14 protein-coding genes are annotated in these 13,440 nt (G+C 63.8%); 2 read left to right on the forward strand and 12 right to left on the reverse strand.

The genetic code is table 11. The annotated features are described in order from the left end of the window. Window positions 1-7: 7 nt before the first annotated feature. On the forward strand, window positions 8-730 hold the full coding sequence (gene dnaQ / locus A3AU_RS0122335) for a DNA polymerase III subunit epsilon (RefSeq protein ID WP_027054852.1): 723 nt from the start codon (window positions 8-10) through the stop codon (window positions 728-730). A 65-nt stretch (window positions 731-795) separates the two neighbouring features. Here dnaQ and A3AU_RS0122340 read toward each other — a convergent pair whose 3' ends face one another. From A3AU_RS0122340 to A3AU_RS1000000139540, 11 genes are all read right to left on the reverse strand, one after another. Then, on the reverse strand, window positions 796-1,746 hold the full coding sequence (locus A3AU_RS0122340) for an alpha/beta hydrolase (protein ID WP_027054853.1): 951 nt from the start codon (window positions 1,744-1,746) through the stop codon (window positions 796-798). A gap of 10 nt (window positions 1,747-1,756) precedes the next feature. Further along, on the reverse strand, window positions 1,757-2,437 hold the full coding sequence (locus A3AU_RS0122345) for an isochorismatase family protein (RefSeq protein WP_027054854.1): 681 nt from the start codon (window positions 2,435-2,437) through the stop codon (window positions 1,757-1,759). A gap of 328 nt (window positions 2,438-2,765) precedes the next feature. Beyond that, window positions 2,766-4,070, reverse strand: a complete 1,305-nt coding sequence (locus A3AU_RS0122350) for a M24 family metallopeptidase (RefSeq protein WP_027054855.1) — start codon at window positions 4,068-4,070, stop codon at window positions 2,766-2,768. 166 nt (window positions 4,071-4,236) lie between these two features. After that, complete coding sequence (locus tag A3AU_RS1000000139040; protein ID WP_154674637.1) at window positions 4,237-4,638, reverse strand: hypothetical protein; 402 nt, start codon at window positions 4,636-4,638, stop codon at window positions 4,237-4,239. A gap of 57 nt (window positions 4,639-4,695) precedes the next feature. After that, the gene (locus A3AU_RS0122355) at window positions 4,696-5,664 is read right to left on the reverse strand and encodes a GlxA family transcriptional regulator (protein ID WP_027054856.1); all 969 of its coding nucleotides are present in this window, start codon (window positions 5,662-5,664) and stop codon (window positions 4,696-4,698) included. Between the two features lie 267 nt (window positions 5,665-5,931). Beyond that, complete coding sequence (locus A3AU_RS0122360; RefSeq protein ID WP_027054857.1) at window positions 5,932-7,107, reverse strand: trans-sulfuration enzyme family protein; 1,176 nt, start codon at window positions 7,105-7,107, stop codon at window positions 5,932-5,934. Next, window positions 7,104-8,543: a pyridoxal-phosphate dependent enzyme gene (locus A3AU_RS0122365; protein ID WP_027054858.1), complete on the reverse strand. Its 1,440-nt coding sequence runs from the start codon at window positions 8,541-8,543 to the stop codon at window positions 7,104-7,106. The genes A3AU_RS0122360 and A3AU_RS0122365 overlap by 4 nt, the downstream gene beginning before the upstream one ends. 27 nt (window positions 8,544-8,570) lie before the next feature. After that, entirely contained in the window at window positions 8,571-8,864 is a 294-nt protein-coding gene (locus A3AU_RS1000000139045) for a hypothetical protein (RefSeq protein ID WP_154674638.1), read from the reverse strand. 466 nt (window positions 8,865-9,330) lie between these two features. Continuing rightward, a complete protein-coding gene (locus tag A3AU_RS0122375; RefSeq protein ID WP_027054859.1) occupies window positions 9,331-10,689 on the reverse strand; it encodes an FAD/NAD(P)-binding protein in 1,359 nt (452 codons plus the stop codon). A 25-nt stretch (window positions 10,690-10,714) separates the two neighbouring features. Further along, on the reverse strand, window positions 10,715-11,164 hold the full coding sequence (locus A3AU_RS0122380) for an RrF2 family transcriptional regulator (protein WP_027054860.1): 450 nt from the start codon (window positions 11,162-11,164) through the stop codon (window positions 10,715-10,717). 502 nt (window positions 11,165-11,666) lie between these two features. After that, window positions 11,667-12,248 (reverse strand): hypothetical protein, encoded by a 582-nt coding sequence (locus A3AU_RS1000000139540; protein WP_051355439.1) that lies wholly within the window; start codon window positions 12,246-12,248, stop codon window positions 11,667-11,669. A gap of 52 nt (window positions 12,249-12,300) precedes the next feature. On the opposite strand from A3AU_RS1000000139540, the gene A3AU_RS1000000139545 reads away from it, so the two are divergent. Next, the gene (locus A3AU_RS1000000139545) at window positions 12,301-12,864 is read left to right on the forward strand and encodes a Crp/Fnr family transcriptional regulator (RefSeq protein WP_032917921.1); all 564 of its coding nucleotides are present in this window, start codon (window positions 12,301-12,303) and stop codon (window positions 12,862-12,864) included. A gap of 93 nt (window positions 12,865-12,957) precedes the next feature. Here the strand turns inward: A3AU_RS1000000139545 and A3AU_RS1000000138200 are convergent, their stop codons facing one another. Beyond that, on the reverse strand, window positions 12,958-13,335 hold the full coding sequence (locus A3AU_RS1000000138200) for a hypothetical protein (protein ID WP_154674640.1): 378 nt from the start codon (window positions 13,333-13,335) through the stop codon (window positions 12,958-12,960). Between the last annotated feature and the right edge of the window lie 105 nt (window positions 13,336-13,440).

Raw genomic sequence — 13,440 nt, forward strand, 5'->3', positions numbered from 1 at the left:
TGATTCGATGCGCGAGATCATCTTCGACACGGAAACCACCGGCCTTGATGCGCGCGACGACCGCGTGATCGAGCTTGGCGGCGTCGAGCTGGTCAATCGGTTCCCGACTGGCAGGACGTTCCACCACTACATCAACCCGCAAGGCCGTGCGATCCATGCCGAGGCGCAGGCCGTGCACGGCATCAGCGCGGCGGACCTTCAGGGCAAGCCGACCTTTGCCGACATCGCGCAGGAATGGCTCGACTTCATCGACGGCGCCAAGCTGGTTGCCCACAACGCCACCTTCGATATCGGTTTCCTCAATGTCGAATTCGGCCGGCTTGGCCATCCGAACGTCGATCCCGGACTTGTCGTCGACACGCTGGCGCTGGCGCGACGCAAACACCCGATGGGCCCCAATTCGCTCGACGCGCTCTGCCGGCGTTACGGCATCGACAACGCCAAGCGCACCAAGCACGGCGCCCTGCTCGATTCCGAATTGCTGGCCGAGGTCTATATCGAGCTGATCGGCGGCAAGCAGGCGGCGCTTATCCTCGACAGCTCGGCCGGGCCGGCGCAGGGCGGCGAAAATGTCCGCCACATCGAAATCTTCGCCGCCGAGCGGCCGGCGCCGTTGCCGCCGCGCCTGACCGAAGCCGAGCGCGCGGCGCACGCCGCCATGGTAGCCACGCTTGGCGAAAAGGCGCTCTGGTTGAAGGCCTCCCAGGCAAGCGCCGCGAGGGCGTCTTAGAGCAATTCCAGGAAAAGTGTGTAACGGTTTTCCGTCTGGAATTGCGTGAAAACCGGCACGAACTCTCAATACGGCCACTCACCCCGGCCAAGCGTTGCAACCGCGTCAATGATCCGCGCGAACGCCTCAGCGGTGGCGGGCACCGTGGTGCGGGCGCGCAAGAAACTGTGCACGAGATGGGGTTCCTCGTGCCACCAGGCCTTGCCGCCGGCCGCGACAATGCGGTCGCGATAGGTTTCTCCGTCGGATGACAGCGGGTCGCACTCCGCTGTGATGATCACCGTTGGCGGCAGGCCGGAAAAGTCGGTGTCGCGCAACGGCGAGAATGTCGGGTCGGCAGGGGATTGCCGCTTGCCCGAGCGGACATCGCGGTAGAAGGCGATGTCGCTGAGCGATAGCAGCGGCGCCTCGGCATGTTCGACATAGGAGCCCTTGCTCTCGTCGCCGCCGAGGCCGGGATAGATCAGCACCTGGCCGACCGGCGCCCTAACATGCCGGCGCGCCGCTTGCGCCACCGCGGCCGCGAGATTGCCGCCGCCGCTTTCGCCGCAGAGCACGATCGGCAGGCTGGTCGTCCCTGCCGCCCAGGTGAAGGCAGCCAGCGCGTCGTCGAAGGCGGCGGGATGCGGGTGCTCCGGCGCCAGCCGGTAATCGACCGACAGCACCTCGAAACCGGTGCCGGCGCAAAGCTCGGCACAGATGTCGTCATGGCTGTCGAGCCCGCCGAGGATGAAGCCGCCGCCGTGATAATAGACAACCGAAGCGCGCGCGGCCTTGCCGTGGAGTTGGTAGCGCCTGACCGGAACAGCGAAGCTGCCGTCGCCGATCACGTGGTCGACGGCAGTGACCTTTGGCGGATAGGCCTGATGGAAGGCGCGGCACATCCGGTCATAGACGTCGCGCTGCCTGCCGATCGGCAGACCGGCGACCTCGGGCGGATACCAGGCGTTGACGCTGTCGATATACGCCCACAGCGCCGGATCGAGCCGGTCTTCGTATTTGCCGCGTTTGCTCATGCCCCAGTCGTCATAGATCCGCGTAGAGCCGGGCCGCATCGTCGAAGCTGAAGCGCAGCGGCACCGAACCTTCGACCTGCCAGACCGTGACCGTCTCGCCGGCCAGCAGCCGGCAGGCGCCCTCCGTGTCGGTGACGGCGCCGCCATAGAGCCGGTTGGCGAGGTTGAGAATGCCTGTCTGGTGCATGGCCGCACTGCCGCTGCCACAGGCATCCTTGACCAGGAGCACGCGAAAGCCTTTTGCCACCGCATCCTTGACCGAGGCATCGACGCAGGCCTCCGTCCACACGCCTGATATGACCAGCCATTCGATGCCGGAAGCCTTGAGTTGGTCGGCCGCCGAACCGTTACGAAAAGCGCTGGCCTCGGCCTTGATCAGCAGCGCCTCGCCCTCGGCCGGCGCTACCTCATGGCAGATTTCGGTCAGCGGATCGCTCTTGTCCGAAAATGCCGATTTACCGTCGGCGCCAACGGGATGAAAGGGCCGGTCCTGGCTGTCGAGATCGACGATATAGGCCCAGTGCTGGAGCGGCACGTGGTTGGCGCGCGCCGCCGCCTGCAGGCGCTGCACGTTGTCGAGAATCTTTCCATAGCCCTCGACGAGGTAGCGCGGGTCCTGCCGGTGCTCTTCTTGCAGGTCGATGAAGATCGCGGCCACGGTGCCGCGCTTGATGGCGATGGGAGACTTCATGCGGAGGCGCCTGGATTGACAGTCAGCGCCGTTCTGTTCAGCGAGTTAGCGCTAGCGGTTAGCCGGCACCTCGCCGCCCTCGTCATCCACGGGCGAAGCAGCCGCGCAGCGGCGTCGCGCAGACCCGAGGATCCATGCCGTGACGTCAATCGAATGGCGCAGCGGAGCAGAATTCGGTAACCGTTGCGCGGCATCGACGTCACGGAATGGATCCTAGGGTCTGCGCCGCGTCGCTGCGCTCCTTGCTCCGCCCTAGGATGACGAAGGCGATGGGAGGCGCAGCTATTCGAAAAGGTCAGCGATACTTGGCCGAGGTGACCAACAACCATCAAACCCGCCCCTCCAGAAACTCATCCTCATAGGGGAAGCGCGACAGAAGCTCCGTGCCCGTCTCGGTGATCAGGATTTCGTCCTCCAGCTTGACGCCCTCGCGGCCGCCCTTCTCGCCGATATAGCTTTCCACGCTCACCACCATGCCTGGCACGATATGGCCGTCGCGGCCATAGGTCTCGTAATCCATGGCATGGGCGATGAACGGCGTCTCGCCATGCATGCCGACGCCATGCATGACCGAGGTGTAGCGCTGGTCGACGAAGCGGTCGGGGATTTTCCACGCCTTTTCGGCGATTTCGCGGAACGCCATGCCCGGTTTGACGATCGATATATTGTGCTGAACCTGGTCATGCGCCATCTGGTAGAGCGACTTCTGGTAAGGCGTCGGCTTGCCTGGTCCGCAGCGGAAGGTGCGCGAGAAATCGGAATAATAGCCGTAGCAGCCGATCGTGTCGGTATCGAGCGCCAGCAGCTCGCCCGGCCGGATTTTTCGCCCGCTGGCCTCGTTGAACCACGGATTTGTGCGCTGGCCCGAGGTCAACAGCCGCGTCTCGATGAACTCACCGCCCTGGCGGATGACCTCGCCATACATGATGGCGAACAGCTCGTTTTCGGAGACGCCCGGCTTGATCGCCTCGCGCACCGCATAGACGGCGGCCTCGGCGCCGGCCATCGACACCTGCAGGCATTTCACTTCCTCCGGCGTCTTCACCGCGCGCACGGCGAGAATCTCGCCCTGGCAATCCTTGACCTCGCAGCCGCGCTTTTCCAAGGCCAGGGCCTGCAGATGGCTGCAACGGTCGAGCCCGAGCTTCATCGAACCGCCGCCATGCTTCTTCAACAGTTCGGCGATCTCGTCGGCGAAGGGCCCGGCGGTTTCGTCGTCGCGGCCGGAGACCGACGACCAGACCAGCTTGGAAGGCCGCGCCTCGTCGATCGTGTCGAGCACCATCGAGACATGGTAACTCTGCGGGTATTCGAACAGCACGATCGGCCCTTCGGTCGGGATGAAGAAATACCGCGTCGAGTTGCGCAGGAAGTAGCCGAACATGTTGCGCGACCCGGTGGCGTAGCGCTGGTTGTATGGATCGAACAAAACGACGCCGCCATAGCCGGCGTCGCGCATCCAGCCGCGCAGTTTGGCCAGCCGGCCTTTGCGCAAGGCATCCGCGTCGATGAAGGACGGCTCGGTGTCCGACAGCCACATGCCGCCCGCCGCATCGGCCGCCGCGGGGTGGCGCATGCGGTCCTTGAAGTCGACGTCCTCGGTGCTGTCGGGGTCGAATACGACGATGCTCATGGGGAAATGGCCTTGGGTGGGGATGGCGAGGTCAGACCATGGCGCAGAAGGTGAGAAAGCATTGTGCGGAAAACCGCGTGTGTTGTGCGGGATGCCGCCGGCGCCTCGGTTAAATCCGATCAAAACGAACGACCGAGTTCGACCCGTTGCGGACCTATCCGATATCTCAAGCCTCTAGTGTGATGGACGGCAAGTTCGCGGTGACGACTTCTACACAATCAAAGTGACTTGCAACGACATAGCTCCATCCATCTGACGTGACAAACGAGATTGTACTCTCTTTCGTCCAAAGATGATTCCTGACCTGGAACGTTGTCCGGGCAGGTCGTCCCCCACTTTCTCTTGTCTTCTCCCACAGCTCAAGAAGGCCATGCTCATCAAGGACGCGAAATGCCGATACATGCTCGAAGCAAACGCGATAGATCGAGCCGGACTCGTGCGCCCGAACACGAAAGATCAACGCTCTGCCTTCGGAATACGCTACATCCACCAGTTCGATGTCAGAGTTCTCAAAAGGCGTTTTCCAAGGTTGAAAAGCAAATGCTCCATCGCCGAAGTGGTTGTCCAATTCTATCCCCTGATGCTTGTTCCGGTTCGATCCACGAGGCATTCTCTTTCTATTATCCTAATGCCGCCGCGCCAGCTTCGGCGGATGCCCGTGCTCCTCGCGAAACGCCCGAGCAAAACTCGACATCGAGGCAAAGCCGCAGGCCAGCGCCACGTCGCGCACGGCGAGCGTCGAATGCGCCAAAAGATCAGCGGCGCGCTTCAGCCTGAGCCGCCGGTAGTAGCCGTTGGGCGAGACGGCGAGTTCGGAGCGGAAGGAGCGTTCGAGCTTGTCGGAGGACACGCCGAGCCGCGCGGTCAGTTCCGCCATGCCGAGCCGCTCCTCGACCGCGTCCTCCATGATGGCGATCGCCGACAGCACCAGCTCGTTCTGCACGCCGGTGCGCAGCCTGAGCGGCATCAGCTTGCGATCGACGCTGGAGCGCAGCTGGCTGTGCACGAACCATTCGGCGACGCCGGCGGCAAGCTCGGCGCCGTAATCCCGGGTGATGATCTCCAGCATCATGTCGAGGCTGCCGACGCCGCCCGCCGAGGTGAAGCGCTTGCGGTCGATGACGTAAAGGTCGCGCCGCAGTTCTATGTCGGGAAACGCCTCGGCGAAAGCGGCCTGGCTGGTCCAGTGCAAGGTGCAGGCATGGCCATCGAGCAGGCCGGCGCGGGCAAGGAAGAACGCCGCATCCGCCACCGCACCGATATGCGCGCCATTGCGCAGGCTGCGGCGGATCCAGCTCGCCGCATCCTCGGCGACGAGATGATCGGCATCGCCGCCCGAACAGACGACGATGCGGTCGACCTTCGGCGCGTCCTCCGCGTAAAAGCCCGGCTGGATGACGACGCCGTTCGAAGCCTCGACCGCGCCTTTCGTGCCGCCGACGATGATCCAGCGATAGCATTCCTTCTTCGCCAATATGTTGGCGGCGCGCAGCGGCTCGATGACGGAACTGAACGCCATCATCGGAAAGCCGGGAAACACCAGCACCGCGAAGGTGAGAGGCTCGGAGGGCTTTGGGGGTTCGCGCGTGGCCATGGGCGCTACATCTCGGGCGAATGGGACGCGAGGTCAACCAGGGTGATGACTGGGCCTTTCATCGTGAGACGTCGGCGCCGCCCCTCAATGCCCTGCCGGGTATTTCTCCCCGTAAACGGGGCGAAAGCGGCCAACCGTTGCCGCCGGCGATTGGCGGAACCGGCGACGACGGTTCCCTCGCCCCGTTTACGGGGAGAGGATGCCGGCAGGCAGGTGAGGGGTAGCGCCAGCTTTGGCGATTGGCTCGTGCGCAGAAGTAGCGCCCATTCATCCCCCCAGAGCCTGCTCCAGGTCCGCGATCAGATCATCGCCATCCTCGATCCCCGCCGACAGCCGCACCAGCGAATCCGAGATCCCGATCTCCGCCCGCTTCTCGGCGGGGATAGAGCCATGCGTCATCAGCGCCGGGTGTTCGATCAGGCTTTCCACGCCGCCGAGGCTTTCGGCCAGCGTGAACAGCTGCGTGCGTTCGAGGAAGCGTTTTGTTCCAGCGAGGTCGCGGTCGAGCACCGCGGTGATCATGCCGCCGAAGGCATGCATCTGCTGCACCGCTATGCGGTGCTGCGGGTGGCTGGCGAGGCCGGGATAGAGGACGCGCCGCACATCCTTGCGGGCTTCCAGCCACTGCGCGATCTTCAGCCCGTTGTCGGAGTGGCGCTCCATCCTGAGCGCCAATGTCTTCAGCCCGCGCAGCGCCAAAAAGCTGTCGAACGGACCCGATATGGCGCCAATGGCGTTCTGCAGGAATTTCAGCTGGGCGGCGAGCTCCTTGTTGTCGCCGACGACAGCCACGCCGCCGACCATGTCGGAATGGCCGTTGAGATATTTGGTCGTCGAGTGGACGACGATGTCGATGCCGAGCTCCAGCGGCCGCTGGATATAGGGGCTGCAGAACGTGTTGTCGGCGACGGACAGGATGCCCCGGCGTTTGGCCAGCGCTGCGACGCCTTCCAGGTCGACGATGCGCAGCAGCGGGTTGGTCGGCGTCTCGACCCACAGCAGTTTCGTCTCCGGGCGGATCGCCGCTTCGACGGCCGCAAGGTCGGTGAAGTCGACGAAGGAGACTTGCAAATTGGCCGAGCGCTTGCGCACCCGTTCCATCAGCCGGAACGAGCCGCCATAGATGTCATCCGTGGCGACGATATGCGCGCCGCTATCGAGCAGTTCCAGCACCGTCGAGATCGCCGCCAGGCCGGAAGCGAAGGCGAAGGCCGCCGTGCCGCTTTCGAGGTCGGCCACCGCGCGCTCGAAGGCAAAGCGCGTCGGGTTCTGGCTACGTGCGTATTCGAACCCCTTGTGCACGCCGGGCGACTGCTGGCCATAGGTCGAGGTGGCATAGATCGGGACCATGACCGCACCGGTCAGCGGGTCGTGGCTCTGGCCGCCATGGATGGTGCGCGTCGAGAAGGCCAGGCGGTTCTTGCCGGATACGTTGCTGCTCATCGTGCGCGCCTCAGATGGTTGATCAGGTCGATGCGGGTGATCAGGCCGACGAACTCGTCGCCGTCGAAGATGATGGCGACCTCGTTGCGGTCGAACACCGGCAGCAAGGCATCCAGCGTCTGGCTGGCCTGCAGCGTGTGCAGATTGGAAGTCATCGCCGTGCGCACTGGACCGTTGAAGCGCTCCCAGCGGCCGTCATAGGGACCATCGACATGAGCAAGAATATCGCTTTCGTCGACGATGCCGATCAGCCTGCCCTTGTCCAGCACCGGCAGCTGCGAGACATCGGAGCGGCGCATGCGGCCATAGGCGTTGAGCAGGCTCTCGTCCGGGCCGACGAAAACGGTGTCGCCGGTGCGGTGCGAGCGCATGACGAGGTCGCGCAGGTCGCCATGCTGTTCGTGCTCGGCCAGGCCCTGCTCGGCCAGCCAGAAATCATCGAACACCTTTGACAGGTATTTGTTGCCGCTGTCGCAGACGAAGGTGACGACGCGCTTGGGCGTCATCTGCTCGCGGCAATAGCGCAAGGCGGCCGACAACAGCGTGCCCGACGACGAGCCGGCCAGGATGCCTTCGCGCGATAAGAGGTCGCGCACCGCCAGCATGCTCTGCTTGTCTGATATGGAATACGCCTTTTTCACCAGCGACAGATCGGCATTGGGCGGCACGAAATCCTCGCCGATCCCCTCCACCGTCCAACTGCCGGCCTCTTCCATCTTGCCGGTCTTGATCAGCGGCGCCAGCACAGAGCCGACCGGATCGGCCAGCACCATTTCCGTCTTCGGCGACACTTTCGAAAAGTAGCGGCCGAGCCCGGTCAGCGTACCGCCGGAGCCGACGCCGACCACCACCGCGTCGACATGCCCGTTTAGCTGCGAAAAGATTTCCGGCCCGGTGGTCGTCTCATGCGCCAGCGGGTTGGCCGGATTGGCGAACTGGTTGGCATAGAAGGCGCCGGGCACCTCGGCCGCGATCTTCTCGGCCATGTCCTGGTAATATTCGGGATGCCCCTTGCCGACATCGGAACGGGTCATGCGCACTTCCGCGCCCAGCGCGCGCAGATGCTGGATCTTTTCGCGCGACATCTTGTCGGGCACCACCAGCACGATGCGGTAGCCCTTGGGAATGCCGACCTGGGCGAGGCCGAGGCCGGTATTGCCGGCGGTCGCCTCGACGATGGTGCCGCCACGCTTCAGCCGGCCCTCTTTCTCGGCCGCGGCGATCATCGACAGCGCGATGCGGTCCTTGATCGAGCCGCCCGGATTCTGGCTTTCGAGTTTGATGAACAGCCGGCATTTGCCGGTGTCGAACTTGCTCAGCTCGACCACCGGCGTCTGGCCGATCAGGTCGAGCACCGAGGCATAGGGCGGACGCAGGCGGGATGTTGCGCTGTCCGAGGGACCGTTGTCAGGCGCGGCGACCTTCTGCTCGCTCATTCGGATGCTCCATGATCAAGCGGCCGCCTAACGCATGATGCCGAAAAGTGTGAAGTAATTTTCGGACGACATCTTGCGCTGTTTTTTGAGTTGGTCGGCAGAGCGGCAGCGTAGTCTCTTTTCCAGCCGTTTGTCGCGGGATAGAAGATAGATCATGCCAATCGACCGGCCAGATGCGGAATGAAATTCCGGTTTGGACACAGCGCGGAAGGCTGCGGGGACGCCGAGGGTCCTTATCCGTTCGGCTCGGCGCGCGCCCATGCGAGGCATCGGGCGGTGGAACATGCTCTTTGGTTTGAAGCAATTCCCAAGGGAAGGCATCGCGCTTTCTCCTGCCCAGGCTTTCCTCGACGGCAGGGACTTCAGTCTTAGTTGAGTGATAGCTAATATATCTATAGCTTGGTCGGTGCGGAGGACGATCCCAATCGAAGCCTATCCCGCAATGGCCGGTGCAGCCCGCTTCCAACCCAAGCATCCCCTGCTCCGGCCATTCTTTCCTTGTCGCTGGGTGCCCATAGCCGGCTTGGCCGATTTGCACCGCCATAACAACGGGCCGGCGTGAAGCCATGTATATCTCGATTGGCTAAAGTACGGAACGTCCAATGCACAAGTACGGAACGTTCGAGGGCCCCTCGGACCAAGGCCCGTTGGGGCACAAGACCTTAGTCCTGCCGTCTTATAGTTAAGAACGGAAGTTGTTCGGCCAGACATAGGGCCGCCCCGGATTGATACCAGACTGCCCTCAGCCGAATATGGTGCGATCGCGCAGGGCGCTTATGCAATCGCCCTACCCGAGCAGTTGTTTGCTCAGCCGCGCGCACTGGACGCGGATGTCGGGAATGGCGTCGATCTCGAAGAAGGTGCCGCGTGTCAGCGGCCCGACGGCGAGAATCTTTCGCGACACGCTGCCGTCGCCGGCGATGATCTCGCAATTGGCCGAGACATCTAGGCCGATCCGCAGCGGATCCGGCCGCGCCAGCCCGCGATCGACCAGCGAGCGCACCACGCTGTTCGACGAGGTCGAGATGTCGCGCACGATGCCCGAGCAATCGTAGATGCGGGCAACGCCGAATGTTTCGAGCCGCTGTGTGTGGCGTGACTGGACCTGGACGGTGAATTCGCCACCCTTGGCGATGTCCACGACGCGGCCGGCGACAAGGCGGATGCGGCTGCAGTTCACCGCCTCGGTCACGCGAGCGTAGACTTCGGGCGCCATGCGATGGCGGTGGATGTCCCACCACGCCTTGGTGTGTTCGACGAAGCGGCGCTTGGCGGAAGCCGGCCAGTTCTGCCAGATCTTCTGGTTGAACGGGCGCAGGCCGTCGACCACGTCGCGCCAGTCGATGCCGGCCTCCTGGTTCTCACGGATCAGGTCGCGGAACCAGCCGACGAAATAGGACAGCTGGGTGCCAAGCGGAATGTCGGCGACGTCGAGCTTGATCGGATTGCCCTTGCGGTGCGGCGACGGCAGCAGCCCGCGTCGCGACACGGCCACGATCTTGCCCTTGTGGCCGCGCTGTTCGAGCGCCAGGAACGCGTCGACCATGCTGAGGCCGGTGCCCAGCACCATGACCGGACTGTCCGCATCGAGCGCCGTGTCGGCCTCCGAGCCCATGCGGACCGCATGGCCTTGCGTCGGCTGCTCATCATGGCCGGTGGCGAGTATGGCCAGATGGCCGACAACGCTGGTGCCGTTGGCAAGCGCCACTTCGACGCCGGAGGTGGTCGGCGTGATCGAAAGGCTCTCCTCGTGGATGAGGCGCAGCCGGCCGGTGGGCTGTTCGCGGGCTTCGAGGTCGTCGAGCAATTCGCCGAGGTAGCGGGCATAGATGCTGCGCGGCGCGTAGAAGGGCGTCCGTGGCGTCTGCTCCGCGTCCACCAGGCCATGCCCCTGCAGCCAGCGCCAGAAATTGCCGGGATCGTCGGCATAGGCGCTCATGCCGGCGGCGCTGACATTGAGCACATGCGCCGACAGCAGCGTCGAATAGGCGATGCCCTGGCCGAAATGCGGCCGCCTCTCGATCAGCGTGACGCGCAGATCCGGATTGGGCGATTTCAACAGATGCGCGGCCATCACGACGCCCGAGGCACCGCCGCCGACGATGATGATGGAGCTGGGGATGATGGAATTGACCCGTCCGCTCATGCGCGCTCCCGCCCTGTGAGATGCGTCAGGCCTGGACCTTCACCGTGACCGGGAGGTCGTCGAGGCCGATATCGCGCATCTCGGCGAGACTGCGCTGATCGAGCACCTCGGCGATCGCTTGCCGGACCTCGAGCATCAGATGTCGGACTTGGCATGTCGCCTCGTTGCAGTCTTCACAGCGCTGGTAAAGGGTGCGGCTGGCGCAAGGGATCGGCGCCAGCGGCCCGTCGAGGACGCGCACGACGTGGCCGACCTTGATCTCGTCGGCCGGCCGGGCGAGGCGGTAGCCGCCATCCTTGCCCTTGCGGCTCTGGACGAAGCCGGCATTGCGCAGCTCGCCCAGGATGGCGTCGAGGAATTTCTTCGGAATGGTGTTGCCAGTCGCGATGTCGTTGACGAAAGCAAGCTGCCCGGCCGGCATCCGTGCGAGGTGGACGAGCGCCTTGAGGCCGTACTTCCCCTTTTTTGTGAGCATGAAATCAAAATTTCCCTGTCATGCGACGGTGTGAGATCCTCAGCGCCAAAAACACTTGGCACTCCGGGAATGCGCGACCAAACTGTCAACATGGATAAATTCCAGTGACATTCGCTACAAGCCAAGTGGCCTTGATTCTGTTTCTTTTCTAGCCGCCGCGGACCCGAGACGACCCGGAATATGCCGAGACATTGTAGCCCGAGGGCGGATCGGGGTGCCGCCCGTCGGTGGTTCATCCCCCCTTATTTCGATAATAATACTATACTTAGGACCGAGCACATGGAAGCCTGTTCCAATTCGTAGGCTGACGACGCACGAATTCACCGAATTTCTGCGGTAATGGAGAAAAGCCGTAGTGCGCGGATCGCTGTCGCCTATCCAGCGCTCGCTGACACGCTAGCGGTTGCGGAGATGGTCCCTTTCAGTCGTCAAATCCGGTGTGCAGCCTCACGAACGCGACCTTTCCAGCAAACGGTTTCGGCCGGGAGGGCTCGGTTCCATGTCAGTGATGGGGGTTTTCGCCGCGCGCGATCATCAGGTGGTGCTGCTGATGATGCATTCCCTGTGCCATGAGCCCAAAGAATCCAAGGCCGCGCAGTTTGCCAGCATCCTTCGCCGGCGGCCACACGGTCAGGGACGCGCCACCGTCGATGTCGGAAGCCTCGAAACGCCAGCCGTCGATCTCGTTCATCGCCGCAGCATGGGCCTTCACCATCCGGCGCACGGAATCCCGAACGGCTCCCGAACCCGTGACCAGGAAGCGGGTTCCGCCCGCGACCGGTTCGCTCTTCACATCGGCGGCCAAGGTAACCGCGCCCATGTCGACGAGATGCGCGCGCAGGGCGTCGATGTCCACTCTGGACCAGTCTGTATCGGGATCGGCCTCGAGGATGGCTACAATCTCCTGGATCGCCGCGAACGCGCCTTGGCCCGGTTCCGTCGGGACCGAGACACCAGCGGCTTGCGCGCCCATCATCTGCATGTGCTGCATCATCGTCTTGTGGTCCACTCCGTTTGTCTGGGCTTGCTGGGCGCAGGCCAGGGAGGGGATCAGGCAGGCGGCGAGGACGAGGGCGCGTATCATGACAATTGCTCCGTTGGCGGAGCATGCTTGCCATAGCGTAGAGCAACGCGACATGATTGAAATCATGTCGCCGCCGCTAATTGCCCTGCTCGACCGTCTGGAAGGCCGCGAGATCGAGTTCGCGGCGGGAGCACCGGTGTTTCATCTGGGTGATCCCGTCCGGTTTGTTCACGTCGTGCGTTCGGGCGTTGTTCATCTGGTCAGGCATCAGGACAACGGGTCGGCCCTGATCCTTCAACGCGCGGGTCCAAATTCCATCCTGGCCGAAGCCTCGTTATATTCAGCCTCCTACCATTGCGCGGCCCAAGCGGAGATTGCTGCCGTGACCTGGGCCATTCCACGCACCGGGCTGCTCGCCCGGATCGAGAACGATACCGAGTTGGCGATCGCTTGGGCGCGCCATCTCGCACACGAGGTCCAGCAGGCGCGGCTGCAGTCGGAGATCCTGTCACTCAAGACAGTCGCGGCCCGCCTCGATGCGTGGGTTTCCTGGCATGGGAGCCTTCCCGCCAGAGGACATTGGTCGACGCTGGCCCATGAAATAGGCGTCAGTCCCGAGGCGCTCTACCGTGAGATCGCATTGCGCCGGAGGCAGGACGTGGTGACGAATATTTGATCGCCATCGGTGAGATGCGGTTCATTGCGTCGATCGCGCCATTGAACGGCATGCTGCTTTCCCACCTGACTGACTGGCTCCGGCCTCATCTCATCAGGCTCGATTTGCCGCTTTTCCAGTCCTAGATACCACCGGCCCCGCCACTGCCGCCGGCGCCGCCACTGCCGAACAAGCCGCCGCCTGTGCCCCCAGTACCTCCCGTGCCGCCGGCACCGCCATTGCCGAACAAGCCGCCGCCTGTGCCGCCATTGCCGCCGGTGCCCCCAGTACCTCCAGTGCCTCCAGTACCACCGGCACCGCCCGCACCACCATTGCCGAACAAGCCGCCGCCTGTGCCACCATTGCCGCCCGTGCCCCCGGTACCTCCCGTACCACCGGTGCCGCCAGTCCCACCGGCGCCGCCATTCCCGCCAGTACCTCCCGTGCCGCCATTCCCACCGGTGCCGCCGTTCCCGAACAAGCCGCCGCCATTCCCGCCTGTACCTCCCGTGCCGCCTGTACCTCCAGTGCCGCCTGTGGCTCCGCTGCCGCCGGTGCCGCCAACTCCTCCCGCGCCTTGGCTGCCGCTGCTGCCGC

This window comes from Mesorhizobium erdmanii USDA 3471 (assembly GCF_000472705.1).
In the GTDB taxonomy this organism is placed as follows: Bacteria; Pseudomonadota; Alphaproteobacteria; order Rhizobiales; family Rhizobiaceae; genus Mesorhizobium; species Mesorhizobium erdmanii.